Here is a 25716-nt window from a genome sequence, read left to right as displayed (position 1 = left end):
TCGACCGCCAGAGCCGAGGTCAGGTTGCGACACCCTCATGCGCCAGGGCGGCCATCAACGCGATCAAACCCAAGCCATCGTCCGCTTCAAGCAGTGTCGCCGTCTCGGGGGCCGCCTTGGCGAGGTCCACGCGCGCCATCGACCAACCCGGCAGCAAGCGCCTCTCAGATGAGCCGCGGAGCAGGATCGTCAGCTGTGTGTGGCGGGCGTCGGCCTCCAGCGTCTTGACCAGTTCGTCGATGGCGCAGGGGGAGCCCTCGAGAAGCTGGATGTAGGTCTGCTCGCAGAAACCCAGCGCTCCAGTGATATTCATACGCGCGTTGTTCGGGACGGAGGACCGGAAAATCCGATCCAGCGCAACTTCAGGCAAGATCGCGACAGCGTGACTGCGGTACACGAGACGGTCGATCACAGTGTGGGGCTCCCTAGGCTAGCGTCGCTGGCGATATTCGCCCGCCGTTCAGTCCACCGCGCGTTGAGATACGTCCAGCGCCAGACCCTCGATAAAGCTCGCGAGTTGGGCCAGCGTGAACGGCTTGGCCAGGCGCGGCAGAGTGGCCACGTCGGGGCCTGGCGACAGGTGAAGGTCGGCATAGCCCGACGCCAAGACCACCGCCGCTGTGGGCCGCAGCGCTTTGACCCGTTCCGCAAGCTGGCTGCCGGAGAGCCCGGGCATGACCTCGTCTGTCAGAACCAGATCGATCTCCGGGTGTCGCTGGAAGATGACCAACGCCTCATCACCGGAGTTTGCGACGAGGACGTTGTGGCCGAGCTCATCCACCATCGCCACCGTGTTGGTCAGCACCAGAGGATCATCATCGACGACCAGCACGACAAGCCGCTCTCCGGCATTGTCGACGGCCTCGGTCACCACCAAGCCTGCCGCAGGAAGGTCGGCGCCTGCGAGGGGCAACCACAAGTCGATGCGGGTGCCGTGGCCTATTTCGCTCTTGATCTCGATCCAGCCCCCGGATTGCCCGGCTAAGCCTTGGACCATCGAAAGCCCGAGGCCGGTGCCCTTGCCTACACCCTTTGTGGTGAAGAACGGCTCGGTCACCTTGGCGGCGATCTCGGGCGGCATCCCTGTGCCATTGTCGCTCACGCTGAGCCTTACATAGTCTCCAGCCCGGCGCTCACCTTGCGTGCGCGCCATCTTCAGCTGTTCGGCGGTGATCGAGATTTCTCCCCCGTTCGGGAGGGCGTCGCGCGCATTGACGACAAGATTGAGCAACGCCGTCTCAAGTTGATAGGGGTCGGTCTGCACTCTCGGCAACACATCGGCGAACCGCATCCGGACGTCGATGTTCGGCCCGATGGAGCGGCGGATGAACTCGCCCATGCCCCTGACCAGCTGGGGTATGTCCACCGCTTCGAGCTTTAGCTCCTGCTTGCGGGCGAAAGCCAACATCCGTTGGGTCAGGATCGCACCACGCTCTGCGCCCTGGATGGCGTTCTCGAGGAGCGGCGTCGTTCTGGGATCGAACGGCAGTCGTTTCCGAAGAAGGTCAAGGCTGCCGGTGATCGCCGCCAGGAGGTTGTTGAAGTCGTGCGCCACGCCCCCGGTCAGTTGCCCGATGGCCTCCAGCTTTTGTGATTGATAGAGCGCCTCGCGCGCGGCCTCGAGCTCGCGCTGAGCCTCGGCACGCTCCGTAACGTCGCGCGTGATTTTCGCAAAGCCGACAATCTCGCCGTCGTCGCCGGTGATCGGATCGATCACCACATGCGCCCAGAAACGCGTTCCGTCCTTGCGAAGACGCCAGCCCTCCTTTTCGAAGCGTCCAGCTTCACGAGCAATGCTGAGGGCGACGGTTGGGGCGCCGGCCTCCACCTCCTCGGGAAGGTAAAACCGCGAGAAGTGGTGGCCGATGATTTCGTCTGGCGTATAGCCTTTGATACGCTCGGCGCCGGCGTTCCAGCTGTTCACCCGGCCGTTGGGGTCGAGCATATAGATGGCGTAGTCTCTCACGCCTCCGACAAGTATCCGAAACTGCTCCTCGCTCTGACGAAGCGCCTGCTCGGCGGCTCTGCGTTCGGTCAGGTCACGCGTGATTTTGGCAAAGCCGATCAGTTCCTCGCCGCGGTGTATGGGATCGATGACCACATGGGCCCAGAATCGGGCCCCATCCTTACGCAGACGCCACCCCTCAGCTTCGAACCGCCCAGACTCGGCGGCTATTTTCAGAGCGTTGCAGGGCAGCCCGGCCTCGCGGTCCTTCGGCGTGTAAAAGCGGGAAAAATGCGCGCCGAGAATCTCATCTGCGGTGTAACCCTTGAAGCGTTCGGCTCCCGGGTTCCAACTTGTCACATGCCCCTCGGCGTCGAGCATATAGATGGCGTAGTCTGTTATGGACTCGACCAAGAGCCGGTATCGGCTGTCGTCCGCCGCATCTTGCAGTGTGGTCAATGCGCTTGCCCTATTCCCCGGAGGCTAACGAGGCGCCACGTGAAACGTTCCTTGTTCTCAATGGTGCGATTTGCGGTGTAGGCGATCACGCTGGCGAGGGCCGCGTTGAGGCTTTCAGCTGCGACGGCGTTGTTGAAATGATCGATCCGAAGTGCAGCGTGCCCGCAGCCACCTGCGTGAGACGTCAGGCGGAACTTCAAACCCGACGGCCTGATCTGCCGGATAAGCTTCAAAACTCCTCGCCTAGCGAGCTTCCGGCTGGCACGGCGGAACCAGACAGAGGATGGGCGACCGTGCCAAATTTCCAAAGGTCCTCGCTCAGGAGCGACCGCCTGCGGGCCACAACCGTGGTTCGGAAACGTTCACCTGAGGCGCCGCGCACGCCCGCCGACTGCCGTCATCCGCGATCGCCCCCGGGCAATCAGGCCACGCCCGCCCCACCGGTGACGCCAAAGACTTCGCCGGTGATGTAGCTGCCCTCCTGTGAGGCAAGAAGGACGTAAACGGGGGCGATCTCGACAGGCTGGCCGGGCCTTCCGAATTCGCTCTGTTCACCGAAGTTTCTGACCTTCTCCTGCGGCTGTCCACCCGACGGCTGCAGCGCGGTCCAGAAGGGACCGGGCGCGACGACATTGGCGCGGATGCCCTTCTTGATGAGCTGTTTCGCGAGGGCTTTGGTGTAGGCCACGATGCCGGCCTTGGTCGTCGCGTAATCCAGCAGTATGGCCGACGGCTCGTAGGCCTGGACCGAGGCTGTGGTGATGACCGCCGCACCAGCGGGAAGGTGCGGGACCGCAGCCTGAACGATCCAGTGCATGGCGTAGAGATTGGTCTTCATCGTTCGGTCGAAATCCTCGGTCGAGACTTCGCCCACGTCTTCGCGGTATTGCTGATGGCCGGCATTGATGACGAGAACATCAAGGCCTCCCAGTTCGGCCACTGTCGTCTCGACCATTTGACGGCACCAGGTCTCGTCCGTGATATCGCCGGGGAGCGCCACGGCCTTGCGACCCTCGGCCTCGATTAAGGCGATGACCTCTCGCGCATCCGCCCCCTCGGAAGGCAGATACGAAATAGCGACATCGGCCCCCTCGCGTGCATAGGCGATGGCGGCGGCGCGGCCGATGCCGGAGTCCCCGCCCGTCACGAGGGCTCTGCGGCCCGCGAGTTTACCGGCGCCGCGATAGCTCGTCTCACCATGGTCAGGCCGGGGCTCCATCCGCGCTGCGAGACCGGGTTCGGGCTGCGGCTGCTCAGGAAAGGGAGGGCGCGGATACTGTTCGCGGGGGTCCTGGCGGACGAGGCGGTCGGTCATGATCGGCAGCTTTCTGGGCGGGAGGTCCTCAGAAAAACACGTGGCCTCGCCTGCTGTTCCGACGCAGGCGTCCATCCGCTTAGTTCCAGACCAACCGGGTCGAACAAAGTCAGCGCCCATGGACACGAAGCGCCTCAACGCTCGGCCGAATGTCAGTTCGATCGAGCCCTCCAGGTCGAAGGGGATCGCGAGAACGCGCTCCGTTGCGTGGCGGGAGCGAACACCCCGTCCAGCTTGACGGGATCACCCTCCGATAATGCCGAGACTGTGAATTGCGGAAGCGACGTCTCGGGAGTTTTTCCCCTCCGGGAGGAAGGCAAATGGACGCCAACACCAACACTGCGTCGCGCTCTGAGTTTGGTCCCGACGACATCGAATTGTTGAACAGACGCCTTGCCGAACGCGGCTTTTATGTTCTCGGATGCTTGTCGCCCGCGAGCAGGACATCGTCGCGCTCAAGCCGCCCGGATTCCGATCGGACGCTGAACAATGGCCGTTAAAGCCGGCTCCGCGACCGGCCTAAGACGTCCGGCGCTGCAGGCGCCCCGGCGTGACCGGAGCGAGTTCAGCCGCCTGGGACTTGGGCGGCGGCGCATCGACCAAGACCGAACCATCATCCTCGATTTGCTCAATGGAGAGGATTGCCTCACCTGGGGCCATACAAGGGCGCGGCGGCGTCCCCGGCCTGCACATCGGTTTCGGACATCACATGGACCTGGCGGGACGGGCCGCCATCCTGTCCGAGCCCGACCTTGTAGAGGCGCCGGCTCATGTGCCGGTCCCAAATCCGTCGGGGCCGCCGGCGCCGGCCGCACCTTCGCCGCCGCTAGCAGAACCTTGGGGCGTGGGGCCCCGCTGATTCGGGTTGACCAGGTCGGGACTTCGAACGCCGGAGCCTTCGTCTTCCTCCGAGCCGTTTGCGTTTGGGCGGGGGATTTCTGTGTCAGTCATGGAGACTCTCCTCTCCTCGGAACAAGCGGGGCGTCCGATGCGAGTTCCAATGTCGGCGAATGGACGAAGAAACTCTCCGGCTGCTTCAGCATTACGGCAACGATCACGGAGAGATCGATGAAACGCTACGCCTACGCCTGGATCACCCTGGGGTTCTTCGCCATCTCGATTCTCGGCCACTGGCTGTTCGGCTGGTTCACCTATGTCGATGAGGCCCGCCAGCACGGACAGGCCGTCGAACTGACGCCTTATCTGATGATCATGGGGCGCGACACCTTCGAGAACTGGCAGTCGGAGTTCCTCCAACTGCTTTGGCAGGTCGTCGGCCTGGCCTACTTCCTCTACGTCGGCTCGCCCGCTTCCAAGGAGAATGACGACCGCACCGAAGCCAAGCTGGACGCCCTTCTGCAGCTGGTCGGCAAGGAGCGCGGCGAGGCCATCATTCGCGAGATCGACGAGACCCACGAGCGTCGGGGCGGCCACGCCAAAATCCATCTGGATCCGCCCGTCAATGCCTAGAACGGCGGAAACCCGGATCACGACGCCCATTAGTCCGCCCGAGGCGCAGGGTCCGCGCAACGGCGACCTGCCGGCCTATGTCGGCAATGGACTGATAGGCCTGCGCGTCCGGGAACAGCCGCTGCAGGCGGGGATGACCATCGTCAGCGGCTTCGCGGGCGAGCATCCCGAACGCCGGGTCGAGGCCGCCGCGCCTGCGCCCTATCCGCTGGCGGGGGATCTCGCGCTGAACAACGTCTGGCTCAGCGACCAGCCGTCCGCAGTGTCCAATCTGGCGCAGGCCTACGACTTCGCGACCGGGGAGTTGACCAGCGGCTTCCGCTATGAGGCCGCCGGCGTGGTCGCCAAGGTGGAGGTCGTCACCTTCGCCAGCCGCTCGGCTCCGTCCATCGTGCTGCAGGAGGTCACGGTTCGGGTCGATCAGCCCTGCGATCTGGCCTTGCGCGCCGTGGTCGAGACCGGGGGTCTGCGCGGGCGCGTCGCCCGGCGCCGGACCGACACCCCCGGCGAGCCGGAACCAGCATGCGACGGCTCATTGCTCTGGGAAGCGGAAGGCGCGCTCAGCACCTGCGGTTTCGCCCTGGCGACGGACCTCATCGGCGGTGATGCGGAGCGGGCGGTGCAGGCCTGGGACGCATCCGGGCCGCTGCGCACCGAATACAGGCTGCGCGCCCGGCCCGACCGGCCCGTCAGGTTGCGCCAGCTGGTCGCCATCCTGCCGTCCGTCCTTCACGACCGGCCCGACGAGGAAGCCCTTCGTCGGGTCGCCCGCGCCCAGGCGAGCGGATTCGACGCCCTGCGCCGGCGCAATCGCGAGGCCTGGGCCGAAATCTGGAAGGGGCGGATCGTCGTGCACGGCGCGAACCGCGAGCATCAGGCCCTGATCGACGCGGCGGTCTTCTACCTGAACTGCTCGACCCATGAAGCCTCGCCGTCGGCGACCTCGATCTTCGGCCTCGCGACCTGGCACGACTACAACTACTATTTCGGCCACGTGATGTGGGATGTGGACGCCTTCTGCGTCCCGCCGTTGCTGTTCTTCCAGCCCGACGCGGCCCGCGCCATCCTCGACTTTCGCACCCGGGGCCTGGACGCCGCCCGATCCAACGCCCGACTGTCGGGACGGGAGGGTCTGCAATTCCCGTGGGAGGCGGCGCCGCTGTCGGGACAGGAGGCTTCGCCCGGGGGCGGCGACGGCGCCGCCCACGAGGATCATGGCTCCCTGCACACGGCGCGGGCTTTCGGCCTCTATGCGGACGTCACGGGCGACGAGATCTTCCTGAAAGAGGACGCCTGGCCGGTCCTGTCGGGGGTGGCGGACTGGATCGTCAGCCGCACGACCAGGACGACGCGCGGGCTGGAGATCCTGCGCGTCACGGGACCGGCCGAGGTGCCTGAGCCGCCGGACAACGACGCCTTCACCATCATGGCCGCGATCCAAGTCCTGCGTCGCGCGATCCGGGCGGCCGAGCAGATCGGACGGACGGCCCCGCCCGAATGGACGACGACAGCCGATGACCTGTACCTGCCGGTTCGGTCCGACGGGGTGATCGCCGCCCATGACGGCTTCCGGGTCTCGGAGCCCAAGGGCGCGACGCCGTCGCCGCTGGCGGGGCTCTTTCCTTACGACCATCCCGCGTCGGATCGGGAGCGACGCAACACCCTCGACTTCTACCTGCAGCATTGGGCCGAATACGTCGGCGCCCCCATGTTCCCGGCGCTGTACACGACCTGGGCGGCCATGACTGGCGACCGCGACTTATCGCTCAAGCTCTTCGAGGAAGGCTACGCGGCCTATGACCAGGGGCGCTTCCACCAGTGCCTCGAATACCGCCCCGACCATCCCGACAGCCAGGTAAAGGCCGGTCCCTTCTTCGCCAATCTCGGCGGAATGCTGCTGGGTCTGATGCTCGGGCTGACCGGGCTCGTCATCGACGACGGCGATCCCCAGACCTGGCCGCGCCGTCCCGTGGTCCTGCCCAAGGGCTGGACCGCGATCGAGATCGGTCGGGTGTGGGTGAGGGGGCGGCCGATGCGACTTCTGGCGCGCCACGGCGCGGACCGGGCCGAACTGACGCCGGAGGTCTGATCGGGAACGGGCTCGACCGGGCAAGGGCTTTCCCCTGCAGGAGACCGAGATGGACCAGAACTCGACATCCCCCGATATCCGTCCCGCCGGCGGGACGTCCTCCGACGTCAACAGACTCCTTTGTCGGATGAGGAGCCGCATCGGCTAAATCTCTGAAGACCGAACGGAAAGCCGGCCGACAGGCCGAGCTCGGCCAGATCGTGCGGGGCGACGGGCCTCAGCCGGGTCTGATCGCCTCCGCCATCGGACATTGGAACACTTTCGCGGCGAACGGTTTTTACGGGTTCACCCTTTAACGTGGAGCGCCCAGATGGCTGAGAAGACCCTCGACAACCTGTTCTACGACACGCTCAAGGACATCTATTACGCCGAGCGCAAGATCGTGAAGTCGCTGCCCAAGATGGCGCGCGGCGCGAACTCGCCCGAGCTCAAGGCGGCCTTCGAGAAACACCGCGAAGAAACCGAAGGCCAGATCGAGCGCTTGCAACAGGTCTTCGAGATTATCGGCAAGCGCGCCATGGGCAAGACCTGCGACGCCATCGAAGGCATCCTCGCCGAAGGCGACGAGATTCTCGAGGAGTATGCGGGAACCGACGCGCTTGACGCCGGCCTGATTGCGGCGGCTCAGGCGGTCGAACACTATGAGATCACCCGCTACGGCACGCTGAAGCGTTGGGCGACCCTGCTCGGCTTCCATGACGCAGCAGCGCTTCTCGACGAGACCCTGCAGCAGGAATCGGCGACGGACGAAAGCCTGACGGCCTTGGCGGACGCCACCGCCAACGCGAAGGCCCAAGGGGCCGCAGCGGCCTGATCCGCCATGACGGACGGGCTGATCCGCGGCGCGATCCCTGAGAACGCCGTCCATCTCTGCATCGACATGCAGCGGATGTTCGCCGAGGACACCCCTTGGCGAACGCCGTGGATGGAGCGGGTGCTTCCAATCGTGCTCGGAATTTGTAAGCGCAAGTCCGAGCGGACGTGGTTCACCCGCTTCATGCCGGCTGCGGAGGTGGGGGAGGGTTGGGGAACCTGGCGCGGCTACTGGGAACGCTGGCCGGAGATGACGATCGAGCGGCTGGGCCCCGAGAGGGTGAGTTTGATCCCAGACCTCGCGGCCTTCACGCCGCCGGCCCGTGTTCTGGACAAGCGGATCTATTCGCCGTGGCCGGGCACCGGGCTCGATGACGCCCTTCGCACCGGCGGCGTGGACACGGTGGTCGTCACCGGTGCAGAGACCGACGTCTGCGTTCTGGCCGCCGTTCTGGGGGCGGTCGATCTCGGGTACCGGGTGATCGTCGTCACGGATGCTTTGTGCAGTTCCTCCGACGAGAGCCATGACGCCCTGCTGGGTCTTTACCGCAATCGCTACGGACAGCAGGTCGAAACGGCGCAGAGCGCGGAGGTCCTCGCCAACTGGGCTTGAGGGAGGTTCCCCCTTAACTCTCCAGCTGCTCCATGCGGCACTGGCCGGGCGTCTTGTCAGGGCGGAAGCGCAACAGCTTCGTGCCGTGGCGGAAACGGTCGTCCGAAACCTGATCGAAGCCGACCTCGACCACGCGCTCGGGCCGCAGCGGTTCCCAGGCCGCCGACCGCTCGGTGGACCATCGGCTCGGCCCCCCGGGGGAACGACCGCTGAAGCCTTCACCGCCACGCAAGTCTTCCAGGTCGCGGGTCAGGGCGATCTTGTCGATGCCCGCGAAACCCGACGTATGGCCGACGTGGTTGAGTTTTCCTGCGTCGTCATAGAGACCAAGGAGAAGCGAGCCGACGACCGGCGCGTTCGACGCATAGCGGAAACCGCCGACGACGCAGTCGGCTGTGCGGGCGCGCTTGACCTTGATCATGGCCCGCTCGCCTTCGAGGTAGGGGCCGGCCTTGGACTTGGCGATCACGCCCTCCAGTTTCCCTTCATCGAGCCAAACCTGGGCCTGATCCCGATCTGTCGCGCCGAGTGTGAGCGTGAGTTCCGCAGACTGATAGCGTCGAAGGAACGTCTCAAGCCGAACATGGCGCTCGGACCAGGGCAGCGACCGCAGGTCCGCGTCATCCACATCAACCAGCATGTCGAAGACGGCGAAGATCGCCGGTGTCTCTTGGGCGAGACGCCGGATTCGGCTCTCGGCGGGGTGCAGACGCGCCTGCAGCACCTCGAAAGAGAAGGCGTCGCCGTCGCGGGCCAGCAGCTCGCCGTCGAGACCGAACCGGGTTTCAGGCAGGGCGGCGAGACGTTCGACGACCTCGGGGAAGAAGCGGTTGAGCGACTTTCCGGACTTGGCGATCAGGTGAACCTGGCCGTCTCGCTTGAAGGCGAGGCAGCGAAACCCGTCCCATTTGGGCTCAAAGATCCATTCCGCCCCCTCGGGCAGATCCGGCCGAGACCGGGCCTCCATGGGGCGGGCGTCCAGATCAGCGCGCATGGGGTCAGGCCTCAGGGCTTCAGCACGACCTTGGTCCACTCATTCTGGTTTTCCTTGAAATTCTTGTAGCCCTCGGCGGCCTGTTCCAGCGGCAGCCGGTGCGAGATCAGATCGGTGGTGTCGATCTTCCCGTCGAGGATCAGTTCGAGAAGCTGCGGCAGATAGTTTTGCACGTGCGTCTGGCCTGTCTTCAGAGTCAGGCCTTTCTCCATAAAAGCGCCGATCGGCCATTTGTCGGCGACGCCGCCATAGACGCCCGGGACCGAAACCGTGCCGCCCTTGCGCACCGCCATGATGGTCTCGCGCAGCACGTGAGGGCGGTCGGTGCCCAAGATCTTGGTCTCCTGCTTGATGGCGTCGACGATGTTGTCAGGCGAGAAGCCGTGCGCCTCCATGCCGACGGCGTCGATACAGCTGTCGGGCCCGATGCCGGCGGTCATCTCCATCAGGGCTTCGCGCACCTTGACCTCATGATAGTTGAGGACCTCGGCGCCGTTTTGCCTGGCCAGTTCAAGACGACGGGGATGGTGGTCGATGGCGATGACCCGGCCGGCGCCCTGAAGCAGCGCGCTCTTGATTGCGAATAGACCGACGGGGCCGCAGCCCCAGATCGCCACCGTGTCGCCGGGCTGAATCTGCGCGTTTTCGGCGGCCATCCATCCGGTGGGGAAGATGTCGGACAGAAACAGGACGCGTTCGTCCTCGATACCGTCCGGGATCTTGATCGGGCCGTAGTCGGAGTAGGGGACCCGGGCGTATTCGGCCTGGCCGCCGGCGTAGCCGCCGGTCAGATGCGAATAGCCGAACAGGCCCGCGACCGAATAGCCGTAGGCGATCTCGGTCGCATCCGCCTTGTCCGCCGGATTGGAGTTGTCGCACGCCGCCGGCATCCGATGATCGCAGAAGAAGCATTTGCCGCAGGCGATGACGAAGGGCACCACGACCCGGTCGCCGACCTTGAGCGTGGTGTTGGCGGGGCCGACTTCCTCGACCACGCCCATGAACTCATGGCCGAGAATGTCGCCGTTGGACATGCCCGGAATCATGCTGTCGTAAAGGTGCAGATCCGAGCCGCAGATGGCGGTGGCGGTGATCTTGATGATGGCGTCACGGGGATTGACGATCTGCGGGTCAGGCACAGTGTCGACCTGAACGTTGTGTTTGCCGTGCCATGTGAGTGCGCGCATGGGACTCTCGCTGTTAAGGGGGTGGGCGGGCGAACCCGGGATCAGAAGTGACGGCTTGCCCGAGGTGCGGCGTCAGGCGCCTTGGAGGTCGAGACCTCGCCGGTTTCCATCAGTTGCTTGAAGCGGCGGAGTTCGCGGCGGGCCTGGATGCGGGGCTCGCGCTGCATCACCTTGGCGACGACCTTGCCGATCGCGCCGGCTGGCGGGTCGTAGCTGATGAAGATGCGCACCTCCGTGCCCCGACCGAAGGCGTTGTCCTTGAACGCAATCCACCCTTCGTGATCGACGTCCGAGCCCTCGCTTGAGCGCCAGGCGATCCGCTCGCCGGGAATGTCCTCGGTGATTTCGGACACTAAATCGATCTCAGCGCCGGCGGGGCCGGCGATCGTCCACTGCGATCGGCCGCCGTCAAGAATCTCGACCGCCTTCACGTTCTCGGCGAAGGACGGCAGGTTCGTGAAGTCGCGCCAAAAGGCATAGAGGTCTTGACGAGGCCGGTTGATCATGGCCGCACGGATGGTTGAAGCCGCGTGATCGCCCTCGACATTGTCATTGTCGATGAAGGCGGGGGAGGCGACATCGGCGTCGGTCGAAATCGGTTCGGATGAGGACATGGGGGTGCTCCGTCTGGTCGGTTATCCAATCCGTCCGACGCGGCTGCGTTCCAGCGTCGCAATACGGAACCGGAGACGCGCGCACTCCCTTGTGCCGACAGAGCCAACCCGGAGACTCGTATGTCCGATGATCAGCTGACGACCGCCGATGCTGTCCGCCCGCTCGCCGTGGTGACCGGCGCATCAACCGGCATCGGTTACGAACTCGCCAAGCTTCTGGCCAGGGACGGGTTCGACCTGGTGGTCGCCGCCGATCGGCCTCTGGCGGAGGCGAAGCCGGCGTTCGAGGCGCACGGCGCCCAGGTCGAAACGCTGCAGGCCGATCTTTCCACGGAAGACGGCGTCCAGTCGCTCTACGATCTTGTCGCGGGCCGCGCGGTCGATGTCCTGGCGGCCAACGCGGGCCATGGCCTGGGCCGAGGGTTTCTGGATCAGGCCTTCGACGACATTCTGCATGTCATCAACACCAACATCACGGGCACGACCCGGCTGCTGCATCTGATCGGCCGCGACATGCGCGCCCGGGGGCGCGGCCAAATCCTGCTGACCGGCTCGATCGCCGGGCTGATGCCGGGTTCCTTCGCCGCCGTCTACAATGCGTCCAAGGCCTATGTGGACAGTTTCTCGTTCGCCCTGCGTAACGAGCTGAAGGATAGCGGGGTCAGCGTCACCGTCCTGATGCCGGGGCCGACGGACACGGAGTTCTTCCACCGCGCCGGACAGGACGATACCGCCGTCGGTCAGTCCAAGTCGAAGATGGATCCTGCCAGGGTCGCCGAGATCGGCTATCAGGCGATGAAGCGCGGAGATGGCGACGTCGTCGCCGGGCTCGGCAACAAGGTCCAGGCCGCGATGGCGGCTGTCACACCCCAGTCCGTTCTCGCTGAAATGCATCGCAAACAGGCAGAGCCGAAGGGCTCGATCAGATAGGCGCGCCCTCTCCAGCAGGGCCTCGGAAGGGATCTCCTCGCCGCATGGACAGGTCTCGATGAGCCCGCTCTCGACGACAAGATCACGGTTTCGAGTCCACGTGACCGCCCTTTCGGCGTGGCCGGGTGAACGGGCCGCGCAGGATCGGATCCGGCTTTCATTCGGAAAACGGGCGACTGAGATAGGGCGAGCCGACTCTGCCAAACCGCCAGGGCGTCTCGACGCCCGGTCGAAGGCCGATCCGTGGGCCGACGAGGACCGGCTCGGGTTGGCCAAGGTCAAGCGCGAACGGGGCGGCGGCGACCGGCAGGGCGTTGAACGCCCCCGTCACCCCGAGCGCCTGACAGAGGCGGCCGGGACCGGCGCAGAGGTCACGGGGGCGAACCGCGCCCCGGCGTTCGGCCATGACGTCCAGGTTCCAGAGAGGCTCGAGGGCGCGAATGAGGACGGCGCTGCCGGGTGTTGAGGCGTCGCAGACGATGTTGAGACACCAGTGCAGGCCGTAGATCCGGTAGACATAAGCCTGGCCGATCGGCCCGAACATCGGTGCGTTGCGCAGCGTCGGTCCCCGGAAACTGTGCGAGGCGGGATCGTGACGATCGTAAGCCTCGGTCTCGACGATGATCCCGCCCACGCCGTCGATTTTCAGACGAGCGCCGATCAGTCTGGCGGCGACCTCCGGCGCCGGACGGGTCAGCAGCGCTCCCAGGCCTGTGGGCGCGATCAGGACGGAGCGCCCGAGGCGGCGCACAGTCGCGCGAGCACCAACGGCAACCGACCCGGAAGGTCTCGCGCCAGGAAGCCCAGCGGTTCGCCGGCGGCGGCGAGGTCCGCCCCGGCTTGGGCATGGAGGACGACGCCCCAGAGGGCGGCGACCATAGGCGGGGCGCCCCTCGCGAGAATCCCCCCGATCGCCCCCGCCAGGACATCGCCAGAACCCGACGTGCCGAGGCCTGCCACGCCCCCGTCATGGCGCCAGGCCGCGCCATCGGGGGATACCACGAAGGTCGTCGCTCCCTTCATGACCACCACGGACCGGAACATGGCCGCCGCTTCACGGGCGGCGCCGAGCGGATCGGCCCGGATGTCGTCCTTGGCCCGATTGAGGATTGCGGCCATCTCGCCGGCGTGAGGCGTCATGACGGTCCGGCCGCCGGCAAGCAGGGCGAAGGCGTCGGCCTCGCTGTAAAGAGGCAAGGCGCCGGCGTCGATCACGGCCGGCACGGCGGGAGCTCCGTCCAGCAACCTCGACGCCAGGCGCCGCCGGGCCTTGCCGGTGTCCATGCCCGGCCCGAGCACGAGAGCCGAGGCCTTGACGGCCTGTTGAATCAAAGGGGAGGCGCTCATCGCTCCCGCAATGACGATCCGGGCCTCCGGCACAGCCACGGCGATCGCGGCGGCCGAGGCGCGGTCGGCCCGGATCTGCAGCTTGCCCGCCCCGACGCTCAGGGCGGCCACGCCGGCGAGGATCGCCGCGCCCGCCATCACGGCTTCGCCGCCGACGACCAAGACCGCGCCGCGGTCTTCCTTGTCGCCGTCCGCAGGAAGCTCGGGGAGGGGATGATGGGACAGGGCCGCGGCGTCGAGGGGCGTCGTCATCGCGCGGCGACCTTGGCGTCCGGCGCCGAGGTCACCGGCGCCCCCTCGTCTTCCAGCGGCGCGACGAAGTTGTAGACCTCGAGCGTCAGACCGCCCTCGCGGTTTCGCGAATAGGTCGTCACCCCGCAGTTGGCGACATCGCCCTCGGCGTCGATGGCGAGGATCTCGGTCTCGGTCAGTCCTTCCAGCAGATAGCGCAGGCACAGGACCACGACCTGGTGGCCGACGATCAGGACGCGTTCGTCGCGATGATGCAGGCTGAGGGTGTCGAGCGCCGCCCGAAGCCGGAGAATCACATCGCACCAGCTCTCCCCGCCCGGTGGTCGATGGTAGAATTTGCCCAGGCGACGGCGGGCATCGGCCTGTTCGGGGTAACGGGATTCGATGCCCTGGCTCGTCAACCGATCCAGCACGCCGAATTCGCGTTCGCGCAGGCGTTCGTCGATACTGAAGGCGAGATCGGCCTTGGCGAGCCCCCCGGCTGCGGCGATCGCGGTCGCGGTCTGCTGCGCTCGCAGATAGGTCGAGGTCAGAACGACAGTGGGGCGGTCGGCCTGGGGAAGGGCCGCGAACCAACGGCCCAGAGCCTCGGACTGCACCTGCCCCAAATCGCTGAGCGGCACATCGACATCTCGGGTATCGAGATCGATCTCCCCGAGGCCGGCGACGTGGGCACGATCGCGGGCGACGTTGCCTGCGCTTTGCCCATGGCGGACGATCCAGAGACGGGTGGGCCACGGAGACGTCACGCCGTCGGCTCTCGGGTCGCCGAAGGGGTCTGGAGGAGTGCGACGACATCCTGGAACAGGTCCGTTGCGGTACGGTCGTCCAGGGCCTCGATGTCCACCTCGCCGATCGCAGCGTCCAGGCGTCGGATCATGTCTCCGCAGTCGGGCGGCGCAGAACCGGTGTCGTCGACCGCCCATCCGGCGATGGCGGCAATTGTCTGGAGCGATTCCTGTTCAGAAATCCGAGCGCCGTCCAGCAGGGCGACGGCGGCGATCTCCCGGATTTCCCTCAGGGCGCGGCGGCAGGCCAAGGCGTCTTTTGCGGTCATGAGAGTGCAACACCTCTGCAAGCCCGCGGTTCACGTCAGGGCCGCACGGCGGAGGACGGTCCGCCCGTTGGAACAGGCGCATACGGTCTTGGCGTCGGGAGCCCTTGATGCCCGGGGGGCGGATAGGCGGGCGCGTGCTTGGCTGCGGCCCGGCCCGCCAGCCTTCGAACCTCGCGGCGCAAGCCTAGCGCCCCCTCCGCCACCTGGTGCTGCCGATCGTCTCGTAGCATTCACAGGTCTGCCGGAGCAGGGCGTCTCGATTGAGGATCCGGAGCCGACCTCGACGACTTTGCACGGCTTCACTTTCCGAAAAAGCGCGAAGGACGCTGTTGATGGTCGTGCGCTGGGCGCCGAGCAAGTCGGCCAGATCTTCCTGCTTCAGGTCGTACTCGTCTCGTCCCGTCCGATCCTGCGTCATGAGCAGCCAGCGCGCCAGGCGGGCGGGCACGGGGTGTAGAGCGTTGCAGACGGCGTTCTGGGCGGCCTCGATCTGGTTGTAGTGGGTGAGGCTGAGAAGAAGCTGTTGAAGGTGAGGGCTTGCATCCGCACGCTCCCGGAAGGCCGCTGTCGGGATCATCAGGGCTAAACCCTCGACCGCGACCAGCAGGTCCCAGCCGATCGGTTCGTCAGCCATGAAGGCCGCCAGTCCGGTCACGCCCTCGCGTCCCACATTGCTCGCCATCGACATCATGCCGTTGGCGAGGTGGATGACGTTGCTGATGTCCGAGTCGATCGGGAGGAAGACACGATCGACCGCATCGCCGCGCTGGAGGAGAACGTCGTCTTTCGGGAGATGGGACAGGACTGCTGTCCGGCCCAGGATGACCTTGTCTTCGTCGTTCATTGCGGCCCACAGGCCGTTGGCTTCCGCCGTTTTCATGCCGCCCCGCTCTCCACGACGTCCACCCCGACCGCTGAGGCGGTATAGGAGTCGCGCCTGGACTTCTGTCGCCTCCACGACATAAGCCTCGCGCGCGGCGAGAGTTGCGAGCGCATGTCGGGTGATAGGCTGCAGAACGACGGACGTCGCGCCAGGAACGCCTTGCGACGTCGGCTTTCACCAACCGTCGCCTGGAATGGACGCCGGAGACAGATAGAACGGATTTGCGGTCAAGGCGGGACGGCAGACGCTTCGCTTGAACACCGATCTAGGACACCATCATTTCTGAAGCGCACGGCGAGCCGAACGGACTGATCGGCATCCAGGCAGTCCAGCCTGTGCCGTTGAGGAGACCGGCGCCCCTGCGCCGGCCCCCCGCTCGGTCAGAGGGCTTTCGCCTGGGCCGCGGCCTCCTGGATGTCTGCCGCCCCCCCGAAATCCTCATCGGTGACTCGCCCCGCGCCGGGGCCGGCCCCCAGATCAACGCCCGTCTCCGCATCCACAGCCGGATCGGACTGGGTTCGCTCTGCGAGTTTATCGACGACCCCTTGCGTCTTCTTGTCGAGGCCAACCGTCGCGCCGCCGTCGCCATCACCGGCCGGCATGACCTGATCCAGGTCGTCGATACGATCCCACTGTTCGCCGCTGTTCCACGGCCCGTCGACGTCGCCTTCGCCCTGGGAGGTGTTGACGTACATGTTGGCGAAACGCTCGATGCCCGGCAGCTTGCCCGGCGGGAAATTGTCCTCGATGGCGTAGAGCGCCTTCTCGAACGATTTCTGGTGCGCGATCTCGCGCGTCATCAAGAAGCCAAGCGCATCCTTGATCCCGGGATCGTCGGTGATGTTGATCAGCCGCTCGTAGACGATCTTCGCGCGGCTTTCCGCAGCGATGTTGGATCGCAGGTCGCAGGTCGGATCGCCGCGGCTGTCCACATAGGCGGCGGTCCAAGGCACCCCGGAAGAGTTGGTCAAGGAAGGGCCCCCGCCGTAGAGCAGCGATTGGGTGTGGCTGTCGCCGCCGGCGTTCAGGGCCATGTAGAGCTCGGCTTCCGCCATCGACGCTTCGGCGAGCTGACCCTTGATGCCGGTGTTCAACATGGCGATGATCGACCCGATCACCTCGAGGTGGCTGAGCTCCTCCGTCGCAATATCGATGAGGAGGTCCTTGCGGCCGGGATCGAGCTCGCCCAGACCTTGGGTGAAGTAGCGCATCGCGGCGGAAAGTTCGCCGTCCGGTCCCCCGAACTGCTCAAGGAGCAGCGATGCCAGCGCCGGATTGGGCTCAGCGACCCGTACCGTATACTGTAGCCTCTTGTTGTGCATGAACATTGAGATCGTCCTTTAGGGATAAGCTATGAATCTCACGCAACAACCCCTTTGGTTCGCCAGTCGTTCCAGTAACCAGGCATGGATTTGTTGGCTTAGCCGCTATTCATGCGAATGTCGGCTCGGCGACATTTGACTGAAGCAGAGGAATGCGGACCGGCGTGGTGATGAATACTCTATGCGAAAGTCGTCCTCACGACTCTGGAACGCCCAACGTCCGAGTTCGTTTGCGCGCACGTTGTGTCGATCCGGCGCGGTCTCGGATCACGCCCCGTGCGCCGCTGTGAGGCCCAGCCGATCCAGCTGACGCGGGGGAGTGTGCCCGAGGCGACGCAGCGTGCTTCACCCCCGGGTTTAGAAAGGCATCACCCTCTGTCCGGTGACATCGATCGGACCGCGTCGGGCGCCATCACAGTGTCGAGGACCGCTTGAGCGGCGTCGCACAGAACGGGTCCTGCAACGGAGGCTGGCGGCGATATCCGCTGCGACGTGTGCCAGGGTCAAGGCCTCGCCCGCGGGTCAAGGCCTCGCCCTCGCCGATAAGGACATCGCGACCGTCGAAGTTTTCGGCTTGAGGCGTTCCTTCCCAGAGTCTGCGCCGAGCAAGATCGGAGCGACGTCCCGCAGGGGAGGGCCGGGTTGAGTGTGTAGGCCTCCCGAACGCTTTTCCGGAGCGCCGGCTACGGGCCCGACCCGCCTCCCTCGCCGAAGCGTCTCGCCATGGCGGAGACTGTCGGGCCCATCCTGTGGGCGGAAGAGAGGGGGATGGATGGCTGTTTCTGTCGCCAAGACGACATTGGAACGCGGCCGATGGGGCCGCATTTGCCCTGTGCCGCAACGACCGCGCTGTCAGGACGTCCCATGCCCCTCATCCCTCTCGTGCGGGCGTTGCTCTCGCTCTTCGGCTTTCTCATTCTCGCCCTTGTCGCCTACCTCCTCTGGACCTGGTGGCGGGGCGACGTCCTGCTGGACCCCTCGGGCGTTCCCCTGCGCGTGCGCGAGGACTGGCGCCTTTGGCTCGCCGTAGGCGTGGTGGGCTGGAGCCTGGGGGGGCGAGCCTTCGCTCTGCTTTTCCTCGCGAAAGCCGATATCGAACCCACGCGGGCGCACCGGGGGGGCGGCGTGATGACGACCAGTCCAACCGGCGCGACGCTCTATGTCGAAAGCGAGGGCGGGGAGGACGGGCCCGTGGTCATCGCCACCCATGGCTGGGGGCTCGACAGCACCATCTGGCAATACCTGAAGCGTCGCCTGGGCGTAGAGCGGAGCCTTGTCCCTCATCGTCTTGTCACCTGGGACCTGCCGGGGCTCGGCCAATCCAAGGCGCCCCCGACGGGCGAGATCGCCGTGGCGAACTTCGCGACCGACCTGGCGCAACTGATCGAGGAGGCGGCGCCTCGGCCCGTCATCCTGATCGGGCACAGCATCGGCGGCATGACGATTCAGACGCTCGCCCGCGATCGCCCTGCTCTGTTCAGTGCGCGCGTGGTCGGTGTCGTGCTCCTCAACACGACCTATACGAATCCTTTGCGGACCATGGTGCTCAGTCCCTTGATGACGGCCCTGCGCCGCCCCCTTCTGGAGCCCATGTTCAAGCTGACGGTGCTGTGTGCGCCTCTGGCCTGGTTGAGCGCCTGGCAATCCTACCTGAACGGAACCGCGCATCTCGCCAACCGTCTGCAGTTTGGCAGGGCCGTGACTCGCAGCCAGCTCGAGCATACGACGCTACTGGGGACGCGCAATTCGCAAGCGGTTCTCGCCAAGGGCAACCTGGCTATGTTCGACTGGGACGCCTCAGGGGCGATCGCGGCCATGGCGTGTCCGGTGTTGATCATCGGCGGGACTCTCGACCTGGTCACGAAGCTGGAGGCCAGCGAAGCGTTGGTCGAAACCGCGTCCGCTGGATCCCTGGACCCGGTCACAGGCGTCAATCACATGGGGTTTCTCGAGCGGGATCATCATTACAACGGACGCATCGCGGCCTTTGTCGCCGAGAGCGCTCAGGATCGGCCGCTTGATCGCGTCGATGCGAGCGCCTCGCTCAATCTCTCCTGATGCCCAGATACACCTTGTCGACCGTTCGGAACGGCCGTTCGGTCTCTGAAGAAAGCCTGCGCGCCATGACGGATGAGCAGGCGCGAGGACAGGCTCAGCTACGACTGGCACGGGTCATCCCCGGGGATGTTCTGGTCCTCACACTCGCCGGAACCGAATGCGGACGGTGGGGGCCGAGACGCGCCGGCTGACGGCGCGGCGACTGAGAACGGCGCGCTTCGAGTCGGGACGCCGACACAGGAACCATCAATCGATCCGTCGCTTAGCCATTGAAGTTGGACGGAGAAAACAATGTCTGTGATCGACAAGCTCATGGCGGCGGTGACGCCCTTGCCGGACGCGGAAAAGCGTGCGGACGCAACGGCGGAGGCGCGCGCTGCTGCGAAGCCCGGCGACTGGCTGACGCTGGTTCTGGACCACCACGATCTCATCCGCGACGCGTTCGCGACGGCGCGGGCCGCGCGGTCGGCGGCGGAGCGCAAGACCGCCTTCAAGGCCCTGGCCCTGGTGTTGAACGGCCATTCGTTGGCGGAAGAAATCGTGCTGTATCCCGCGCTGGGGAAGGCCGACCATAAGGCGCACGCCGCCCAGGCGTACCTCGAGCAGACCGTAGCCAAGACCCAGATGGCGGAGCTGGAGCGCATCCCGGCGTCCAAACCCGAGTGGCTGGACAAGCTTGAACATATCGAGGGGGCGGTCCTGACCCACATGTTCGAAGAGGAGTCCGGCTGGTTTCTCGATCTTCGGAACCAGGCGGGTGATTCCGCTCTGCTGACGGCGCGCTACGCCGAGGAATACGAAAGATACGTCGGATGATGGCGGGAGGATTCAACCGTCATGGCTGCTGACCGGATCCTCGTGACGGGGGGCGCGGGCTATATCGGCTCTCACACGTGCAAGGCCCTGTCACAGGCCGGGTACCAGCCGGTCGTTTACGACGATCTCAGCAACGGACACGAAGGGGCGGTGCTGTGGGGACCGCTGGTCCAGGGCGATGTGCGCGATGCGGAACGCCTCACGAAGGCGATGAGCGACAACAGAATCGTGGGGGTCATCCACTTCGCCGGACTGATCGAGGTGGGCCGATCGATGCATCGTCCGGACCTCTACTGGGATCACAATGTCAACGGCGTGGCCGCCGTGCTGTCCGCCATGCGGCACACGGGCGTGGGACGGCTGATCTTCTCGTCCACGGCCGCCGTCTATGGAACGCCATCGACGTCCGGCCTGCTTCAGGAAACGGACCCGCTCAATCCGATCAACCCTTACGGCGACAGCAAACTGGCGGGAGAGCGGATGATCGCCGCCCACTGCGCCGCCTTCGGACTGGAGTCGGTGGCGCTGCGCTATTTCAACGCGTCAGGCGCGGACGCCGAGGGTCAGATCGGGGAAGCGCACAATCCTGAGACCCATTTGATCCCCCTTGCCATCGAGGCGGCCTTGGCGGGCGGGCGACCGTTGACCGTGTTCGGTGACGACTTCGCCACCTCGGACGGGTTCTGCGTTCGCGATTACATTCATGTGGCGGACCTGGCGCGGGCCCATGTGCTGGCGCTCGGTCTGGACAGGATCGACCGCGGTTTCGAAGCGATGAATCTCGGCCGAGGCGTCGGGGCTTCGGTGGTCGAGGTGATCAAGGCGGTGGGCGCAGCCTGTGGCCGGCCACCTGTCTACGAGGTCGGCCCGCGCCGGGCGGGCGATCCGCCGGTGCTCGTCGCCGATCCGTCGCGGGCGGCGGCGCGGCTGGGTTGGCGACCGGAGTTCGACGATCTCCAGACGATCATCGCCACAGCCGTCGCCTGGCGCAGGAATCGGCGCTTCGGCGCTTCCATCCTGCCGAACGCCGCATGACCGGCTGCGGACCCGTGCTTTGGGGCGGACCCGAATGCACGCTCAACCGGATTGGGGATGTGTGGCGCGATCAGACGCGACTGAGCGGCCATCACGACCGGATCGACGATCTTGACCGGTTCGCCGAACTGGGTCTGGAGGTCCTGCGCTATCCGGTGCTTTGGGAGAGGACCGAAACCGCGCAGGGCGTCTGGGATTGGACGTGGCCAGACCGGCGCCTGTCGCGGCTGAGGTCTCTAGGCGTGCGGCCCATCGTCGGGCTTCTGCATCACGGTTCTGGACCGGCCTGGACCGATCTCCTTGATCCGGGCGTCGCGGAGGGGCTGGCGCGCCATGCGGCCCGCACCGCCGAACGCTATTCATGGGTCCGGGACTGGACGCCGGTGAACGAGCCGCTGACGACCGCGCGGTTCAGCGCCCTCTACGGCCATTGGTATCCGCACCGGACCGACGAACGCGACTTCTGGCTGGCGCTGCTGAACCAGATCGATGCGACGCGACTGTCGATGAAGGCGATCCGGCGCGTCAATCCTGAGGCCAGGCTGGTGCAGACCGAGGACTTCGGCGCGACCTACGGCACAGCGCCCTGCGCGTCCCAGGTCCGGTTCGAGAATGATCGCCGACTGATGACCTGGGACCTTCTGTGCGGCCGGGTGACGGCGGGTCATCCCCTGTTCCCGCGTCTGGTGTCGTTCGGCCTGGGCGACAGGCTCGCCGTCATTTCCGAAGACCCGTGCCCGCCGGACGTGATCGGCATGAACCACTATGTGACGAGCGACCGCTTCCTCGATCACCGGCTTGATCGCTACCCGCCGGCGTCGCACGGCGCGAACGCCGAACTGGCCTATGCCGATGTGGAGGCGGTCAGGGCGATGTCGCCGCGACTTGGCGGCTGGCGCGATCATCTATCGAGGCTTTGGGACCGGTACGGCCTGCCTCTGGCCGTCACGGAATGCCATATCGGGGCGGAGCCCGATGAACAGATCCGCTGGTTCCACCAATGCTGGCGAGCGGCGAGCGACCTGTCGGCCGAGGGCGTGACGATCGAGGCCGTGACGACCTGGTCCCTGCTCGGCGCGATCGACTGGGACAGCCTCCTGACCCGGACGCAGGGTCGATACGAGGCTGGCGCGTTCGACGTCTCCTCCGGCCAACCCGTCGCCGGCGACCTGGCGCGATGGCTCACGGGATTGGCTCGGCGAGAGGCGAGCGATCCTCCCGCAGGCGGGGGGTGGTGGTCGCATGAAGAGCGAAGATGCTTCCATCCCGAGATCGATGACCCGCCGGATGGCGTTCTCGCCGCCTGACCCCCCGACCTTCGGGACCGCCCCGGTCCCGCAAACGCCAACCCGGCCGTAAGGCCACGGCGACCGCCTCGCGGGCGCCAGAACCAAGGATCCCAATGATGATCACCGCCTCCAAAGACCGCGCCCCCGCCGGCGCAGAGGTCATCGACCTCGCCCCCTCGGCCCGCCGCGATCCCATCGTGTGTTTTTCTCATCTGCGCTGGGACTTCGTCTTTCAGCGCCCCCAGCATCTGATGACGCGGTTCGCCCAATCGAGGACGGTCATCTATTTCGAAGAACCGATCCCAGAGGACGGTCCTCAGCCCTGGGTGCAGACGCGCGTCTGTCCGATGAGCGGCGTCGTCATCGCCACGCCCCGGGTGCCGAATGGCCTGTCCGAACCCGCGAGGCAAGAGCGACTCAAGGCCTTGCTCGACGGACTGCTGACCGAGCAAGGCGTCGTCCGGCCGGTGCTCTGGTACTATACGCCGATGATGTTGCCGTTCTCGCGGCATCTGCAGGCTGCGGCGGTCGTTTATGACTGCATGGACGAGCTGGCCAACTTCCGCTTCGCTCCGCCCGGACTGCGTCCGCTGGAGCAGGAGCTGATCGCAACGGCCGATGTGGTCTTTACCGGCGGCTACAGCCTCTACGAAGCCAAGGCCCACCTGCACGCCAATATCCACCCCTTCCCCTCGAGCGTGGATCGGGCCCATTTCGCCCAGGCCCGCGACGTCCCGTCGAACGCGACGCCGACCCTGGGCTTCTACGGCGTCATCGACGAACGGATGGACCTCGACCTGATCGCTGCGGTCGCCGACGCGCGGCCGGACTGGACCTTCGTCATGGTCGGCCCGGTGGTGAAGATCTCGGAGGACGATCTGCCGCGTCGCCCCAACATCGATTATCCTGGCGGACAATCCTACGACGCCTTGCCGGCCGAACTCGGCCGCTGGCACGTCGCCCTGATGCCGTTTGCGGTCAATGACTCGACCCAGTTCATCAGTCCGACGAAAACGCCGGAGTATCTGGCGGGGGGGCGGCCTGTCGTTTCGACCCCGATCCGCGACGTCGTGCGCCACTACGGCGATCTGGACGCCGTCGCCATCGCGGCGACCCCGGAAGCCTTCGTCGCCGCCTGCGAGACCGCCCTGGTCCTGGCCGGCGACAGAACGGGTCAATGGCTGACCGAGGCGGACGCCGCCTTGGCGGATCTGTCATGGGACCAGACCCACATCCGCATGAGCGCCCTTGTCGATCGGGCCGCCACCGCGCGGGGCGCGACGTCGGCGACGCGGGCGACACGCCCCGCGCGTCGCGACCACTACGACGCCCTGGTCGTCGGGGCGGGCTTCGCCGGTTCCGTCCTGGCCGAACGGTTGGCGGCGGACGCAGGCATGAGCGTTCTGATCGTCGATCGACGGCCGCACATCGGCGGCAACGCCTATGACCGCCTCGATGAGGCGGGGGTGCTGATCCACGAATATGGGCCGCATATCTTCCACACCAATTCGGCCGACGTCTTCGCCTATCTGTCGCGTTTCACGCGGTGGCGTCCCTATGAGCATCGGGTGCTTGCGCAGGTCGGCGACAAGCTGGCGCCTATGCCGATCAATCGGACGACGCTGAACATCCTGTATGATCTCGACCTGCAGACGGACGAAGCCGCAGCGCAATTCTTGGCCGCGCGTGCGGAGCCGGTTGAGAAGGTGCGGACCAGCGAGGACGTGGTCGTCTCGGCTGTCGGCCGCGAGCTCTATGAGACCTTCTTCCGAGGCTATACGCGAAAGCAGTGGGGCCTGGACCCCTCGGACCTCGACAAGTCGGTGACGTCACGCGTCCCGACCCGGACCAGCACCGACGACCGCTACTTCACCGACACCTTCCAGGCGATGCCGCTGGAGGGTTACACCCGAATGTTCGAGCGCATGCTCGACCACGAAAACATCCGCGTCGAGACGGGCGTCGACTATCGCGACATCGTCGATGAGGTGACCTTTGATCGCCTGATCTACACCGGACCGATCGACGAGTTCTTCGATCACTGCCATGGACCCTTGCCCTACCGCTCGCTGCGCTTCCAGCATGAGACGCTGGACCGGGAGCAGTTCCAGTCCGTCGCGACCGTCAATGCGCCGGCCGAGGCGACGCCCTACACCCGGGTCACCGAATACAAGCATTTGACGGGCCAGGTGCATCCCAAGACCAGCGTGACCTACGAATATCCGACGGCCGAGGGCGACCCCTATTATCCAATCCCGAGAGCGGAGAACCAGGCTCTTTTCAAGCGATACGAGGCGATGGCCGAAGGGCGCTCTGACGTGGTCTTCGCTGGACGTCTTGCGACCTACCGCTACTACAACATGGACCAGGTCGTGGGTCAGGCGCTGGCGACCTATCGCAAGATGGATAAACGCCGACGGGGCGGCGTTGGCCTTGTGTCCGAGGGGGGCGTTACGGCGCGTGTCTAGATCGCGCCGTAACGCCCAGCTTCGTCCAGCGCGGCTCCCACGCCGTTGCGGCCCGATGTTGGACATCGGGCCGCTCCTCAGCGGTTATAGACGGCGTTGCACGTAGAACCCCGCCTATCGGTATTTGGCGCGTTCGAGTTCGATTTGCTCCGATGTATAGGGCTGGGCCGCGGCATCGAAACCGGACCAGCCGGACTGGCGGTAGGCTTCACCACGCGTCGTGGCGTCGAAGCCGCGACTGCCGTCGAGGATCGTTTGCAAACGTTGGGCGTCGTCGCCGTCAGCCTTGACGCTGACGAGTGTTCCGCCTCGACGCACGCCTTCGGAATAGACATGCGCCTCTTCGTCGCTGTGTCCGGCTTCCTTCAGCGCGCCGAGCAGGCCGCCGGTTGCACCGCCGGCTGCGGCGCCGACTGCGGCGCCGACCGCTGTCGAGGCGAGCCAGCCGGCGGCGACCACGGGCCCGAGTCCGGGAATGGCGAGCATGCCCAATCCTGCCAGGACGCCGGCGCCGGCGCCGAGCACGCCGCCCGTGGCCGCGCCCTTGCCTGCGCCGTCAGCGACATCGTTCTCTCCATCGCCGTTTCGGTCCCCGAGAGGTCCGGCGTTATGATTTCCAGTTCCCGAATGCCATTTGTCGGCATTGTTCGAGACGATGCTGATCTTGTCGTGGGAGACGCCGGCAGCCTCAAGTTTCGAGACGGCGTCCAGGGCTTGGGTGTGGCTGTCGAACAGCCGCGTAACAGTCGCCATGATGTTG

23 protein-coding genes are annotated in these 25716 nt (G+C 65.8%); 10 read left to right on the top strand and 13 right to left on the bottom strand.

Annotated elements, in window-relative coordinates; genetic code table 11:
• Positions 1-19: 19 nt before the first annotated feature.
• The 3 genes from WC597_RS00485 to WC597_RS00475 all read right to left on the bottom strand — a co-directional run bounded on the left by WC597_RS00485 (position 20) and on the right by WC597_RS00475 (position 3719).
• Positions 20-412 (bottom strand): BLUF domain-containing protein, encoded by a 393-nt coding sequence (locus WC597_RS00485; protein WP_372691263.1) that lies wholly within the window; start codon positions 410-412, stop codon positions 20-22.
• Between the two features lie 48 nt (positions 413-460).
• A complete protein-coding gene (locus WC597_RS00480) occupies positions 461-2404 on the bottom strand; it encodes a PAS domain S-box protein (protein WP_372691262.1) in 1944 nt (647 codons plus the stop codon).
• A gap of 421 nt (positions 2405-2825) precedes the next feature.
• Entirely contained in the window at positions 2826-3719 is an 894-nt protein-coding gene (locus tag WC597_RS00475; RefSeq protein WP_372691261.1) for an SDR family oxidoreductase, read from the bottom strand.
• A 1068-nt stretch (positions 3720-4787) separates the two neighbouring features.
• On the opposite strand from WC597_RS00475, the gene WC597_RS00470 reads away from it, so the two are divergent.
• The 4 genes from WC597_RS00470 to WC597_RS00455 all read left to right on the top strand — a co-directional run bounded on the left by WC597_RS00470 (position 4788) and on the right by WC597_RS00455 (position 8704).
• Entirely contained in the window at positions 4788-5189 is a 402-nt protein-coding gene (locus WC597_RS00470; protein ID WP_372691260.1) for a DUF6766 family protein, read from the top strand.
• Positions 5182-7278 (top strand): glycoside hydrolase family 65 protein, encoded by a 2097-nt coding sequence (locus tag WC597_RS00465; RefSeq protein ID WP_372691259.1) that lies wholly within the window; start codon positions 5182-5184, stop codon positions 7276-7278. The genes WC597_RS00470 and WC597_RS00465 overlap by 8 nt, the downstream gene beginning before the upstream one ends.
• Positions 7279-7588: 310 nt before the next feature.
• Complete coding sequence (locus tag WC597_RS00460; protein ID WP_372691258.1) at positions 7589-8092, top strand: ferritin-like domain-containing protein; 504 nt, start codon at positions 7589-7591, stop codon at positions 8090-8092.
• Positions 8093-8098: 6 nt separating this feature from the next.
• On the top strand, positions 8099-8704 hold the full coding sequence (locus WC597_RS00455; RefSeq protein ID WP_372691257.1) for a cysteine hydrolase family protein: 606 nt from the start codon (positions 8099-8101) through the stop codon (positions 8702-8704).
• Positions 8705-8717: 13 nt separating this feature from the next.
• Here WC597_RS00455 and WC597_RS00450 read toward each other — a convergent pair whose 3' ends face one another.
• Genes WC597_RS00450 through WC597_RS00440 form a run of 3 tightly spaced genes read right to left on the bottom strand, consistent with a single transcriptional unit; the run spans position 8718 to position 11499 of the window.
• Positions 8718-9698 (bottom strand): ATP-dependent DNA ligase, encoded by a 981-nt coding sequence (locus tag WC597_RS00450; RefSeq protein ID WP_372691256.1) that lies wholly within the window; start codon positions 9696-9698, stop codon positions 8718-8720.
• Between the two features lie 11 nt (positions 9699-9709).
• Positions 9710-10885, bottom strand: coding sequence for a zinc-dependent alcohol dehydrogenase (locus WC597_RS00445; RefSeq protein WP_372691255.1), 1176 nt, complete (start codon positions 10883-10885; stop codon positions 9710-9712).
• 41 nt (positions 10886-10926) lie between these two features.
• Entirely contained in the window at positions 10927-11499 is a 573-nt protein-coding gene (locus WC597_RS00440; RefSeq protein WP_372691254.1) for an SRPBCC family protein, read from the bottom strand.
• 120 nt (positions 11500-11619) lie between these two features.
• Between WC597_RS00440 and WC597_RS00435 the strand changes: the two genes are divergently transcribed.
• Entirely contained in the window at positions 11620-12429 is an 810-nt protein-coding gene (locus WC597_RS00435) for an SDR family NAD(P)-dependent oxidoreductase (RefSeq protein ID WP_372691253.1), read from the top strand.
• A gap of 157 nt (positions 12430-12586) precedes the next feature.
• Here WC597_RS00435 and WC597_RS00430 read toward each other — a convergent pair whose 3' ends face one another.
• The 6 genes from WC597_RS00430 to WC597_RS00405 form a co-directional block, all read right to left on the bottom strand.
• Positions 12587-13180, bottom strand: coding sequence for a DNA-3-methyladenine glycosylase (locus WC597_RS00430; RefSeq protein WP_372691252.1), 594 nt, complete (start codon positions 13178-13180; stop codon positions 12587-12589).
• Positions 13153-14028, bottom strand: a complete 876-nt coding sequence (locus WC597_RS00425) for an NAD(P)H-hydrate dehydratase (protein ID WP_372691251.1) — start codon at positions 14026-14028, stop codon at positions 13153-13155. Before WC597_RS00425 ends, WC597_RS00430 begins: the two co-directional genes overlap by 28 nt.
• The gene (locus tag WC597_RS00420; RefSeq protein ID WP_372691250.1) at positions 14025-14777 is read right to left on the bottom strand and encodes a histidine phosphatase family protein; all 753 of its coding nucleotides are present in this window, start codon (positions 14775-14777) and stop codon (positions 14025-14027) included. Before WC597_RS00420 ends, WC597_RS00425 begins: the two co-directional genes overlap by 4 nt.
• Complete coding sequence (locus WC597_RS00415) at positions 14774-15085, bottom strand: hypothetical protein (RefSeq protein WP_372691249.1); 312 nt, start codon at positions 15083-15085, stop codon at positions 14774-14776. The genes WC597_RS00420 and WC597_RS00415 overlap by 4 nt, the downstream gene beginning before the upstream one ends.
• A 184-nt stretch (positions 15086-15269) precedes the next feature.
• Positions 15270-15965, bottom strand: coding sequence for a Crp/Fnr family transcriptional regulator (locus tag WC597_RS00410; protein ID WP_372691248.1), 696 nt, complete (start codon positions 15963-15965; stop codon positions 15270-15272).
• Between the two features lie 383 nt (positions 15966-16348).
• Entirely contained in the window at positions 16349-17296 is a 948-nt protein-coding gene (locus WC597_RS00405) for a manganese catalase family protein (RefSeq protein WP_372691247.1), read from the bottom strand.
• A gap of 858 nt (positions 17297-18154) precedes the next feature.
• Between WC597_RS00405 and WC597_RS00400 the strand changes: the two genes are divergently transcribed.
• The 5 genes from WC597_RS00400 (at position 18155) to glf (ending at position 24956) form a co-directional block, all read left to right on the top strand.
• Positions 18155-19348, top strand: coding sequence for an alpha/beta fold hydrolase (locus WC597_RS00400; RefSeq protein WP_372691246.1), 1194 nt, complete (start codon positions 18155-18157; stop codon positions 19346-19348).
• 291 nt (positions 19349-19639) lie between these two features.
• Positions 19640-20164, top strand: coding sequence for a hemerythrin domain-containing protein (locus WC597_RS00395; protein WP_372691245.1), 525 nt, complete (start codon positions 19640-19642; stop codon positions 20162-20164).
• Between the two features lie 21 nt (positions 20165-20185).
• Positions 20186-21199 carry a UDP-glucose 4-epimerase GalE gene (gene galE, locus WC597_RS00390; protein ID WP_372691244.1) on the top strand — a complete coding sequence of 338 codons (1014 nt, stop codon included), beginning with the start codon at positions 20186-20188 and terminating at the stop codon, positions 21197-21199.
• A gap of 59 nt (positions 21200-21258) precedes the next feature.
• Entirely contained in the window at positions 21259-22506 is a 1248-nt protein-coding gene (locus WC597_RS00385) for a family 1 glycosylhydrolase (RefSeq protein ID WP_372691243.1), read from the top strand.
• 98 nt (positions 22507-22604) lie between these two features.
• Positions 22605-24956: a UDP-galactopyranose mutase gene (gene glf, locus WC597_RS00380; protein ID WP_372691242.1), complete on the top strand. Its 2352-nt coding sequence runs from the start codon at positions 22605-22607 to the stop codon at positions 24954-24956.
• Positions 24957-25070: 114 nt separating this feature from the next.
• Here glf and WC597_RS00375 read toward each other — a convergent pair whose 3' ends face one another.
• The gene (locus WC597_RS00375) at positions 25071-25709 is read right to left on the bottom strand and encodes a hypothetical protein (protein WP_372691241.1); all 639 of its coding nucleotides are present in this window, start codon (positions 25707-25709) and stop codon (positions 25071-25073) included.
• Positions 25710-25716: the final 7 nt, after the last annotated feature.

Origin of the sequence: Brevundimonas sp. (assembly GCF_041648115.1) — a bacterium.
Lineage (GTDB): Bacteria > Pseudomonadota > Alphaproteobacteria > Caulobacterales > Caulobacteraceae > Brevundimonas.
Note: the sequence above shows the minus strand (reverse complement) of the source record. Positions and strands in the feature narration are given on the sequence as shown.

What these genes read in the sequence shown, in the direction of transcription:
- WC597_RS00450 (WP_372691256.1), bottom strand. Translation starts at nt 9,698, where the DNA reads ATGCGCGCTGATCTGGACGCCCGCCCCATGGAGGCCCGGTCTCGGCCG.
- WC597_RS00455 (WP_372691257.1), top strand. Translation starts at nt 8,099, where the DNA reads ATGACGGACGGGCTGATCCGCGGCGCGATCCCTGAGAACGCCGTCCAT.
- glf (WP_372691242.1), top strand. Translation starts at nt 22,605, where the DNA reads ATGATCACCGCCTCCAAAGACCGCGCCCCCGCCGGCGCAGAGGTCATC.
- WC597_RS00435 (WP_372691253.1), top strand. Translation starts at nt 11,620, where the DNA reads ATGTCCGATGATCAGCTGACGACCGCCGATGCTGTCCGCCCGCTCGCC.
- WC597_RS00470 (WP_372691260.1), top strand. Translation starts at nt 4,788, where the DNA reads ATGAAACGCTACGCCTACGCCTGGATCACCCTGGGGTTCTTCGCCATC.
- WC597_RS00405 (WP_372691247.1), bottom strand. Translation starts at nt 17,296, where the DNA reads ATGTTCATGCACAACAAGAGGCTACAGTATACGGTACGGGTCGCTGAG.
- WC597_RS00445 (WP_372691255.1), bottom strand. Translation starts at nt 10,885, where the DNA reads ATGCGCGCACTCACATGGCACGGCAAACACAACGTTCAGGTCGACACT.
- WC597_RS00475 (WP_372691261.1), bottom strand. Translation starts at nt 3,719, where the DNA reads ATGACCGACCGCCTCGTCCGCCAGGACCCCCGCGAACAGTATCCGCGC.
- WC597_RS00415 (WP_372691249.1), bottom strand. Translation starts at nt 15,085, where the DNA reads ATGACCGCAAAAGACGCCTTGGCCTGCCGCCGCGCCCTGAGGGAAATC.
- WC597_RS00395 (WP_372691245.1), top strand. Translation starts at nt 19,640, where the DNA reads ATGTCTGTGATCGACAAGCTCATGGCGGCGGTGACGCCCTTGCCGGAC.
- WC597_RS00410 (WP_372691248.1), bottom strand. Translation starts at nt 15,965, where the DNA reads ATGAAAACGGCGGAAGCCAACGGCCTGTGGGCCGCAATGAACGACGAA.
- WC597_RS00440 (WP_372691254.1), bottom strand. Translation starts at nt 11,499, where the DNA reads ATGTCCTCATCCGAACCGATTTCGACCGACGCCGATGTCGCCTCCCCC.
- WC597_RS00400 (WP_372691246.1), top strand. Translation starts at nt 18,155, where the DNA reads ATGCCCCTCATCCCTCTCGTGCGGGCGTTGCTCTCGCTCTTCGGCTTT.
- WC597_RS00460 (WP_372691258.1), top strand. Translation starts at nt 7,589, where the DNA reads ATGGCTGAGAAGACCCTCGACAACCTGTTCTACGACACGCTCAAGGAC.
- WC597_RS00465 (WP_372691259.1), top strand. Translation starts at nt 5,182, where the DNA reads ATGCCTAGAACGGCGGAAACCCGGATCACGACGCCCATTAGTCCGCCC.
- WC597_RS00375 (WP_372691241.1), bottom strand. Translation starts at nt 25,709, where the DNA reads ATGGCGACTGTTACGCGGCTGTTCGACAGCCACACCCAAGCCCTGGAC.
- WC597_RS00425 (WP_372691251.1), bottom strand. Translation starts at nt 14,028, where the DNA reads ATGACGACGCCCCTCGACGCCGCGGCCCTGTCCCATCATCCCCTCCCC.
- galE (WP_372691244.1), top strand. Translation starts at nt 20,186, where the DNA reads ATGGCTGCTGACCGGATCCTCGTGACGGGGGGCGCGGGCTATATCGGC.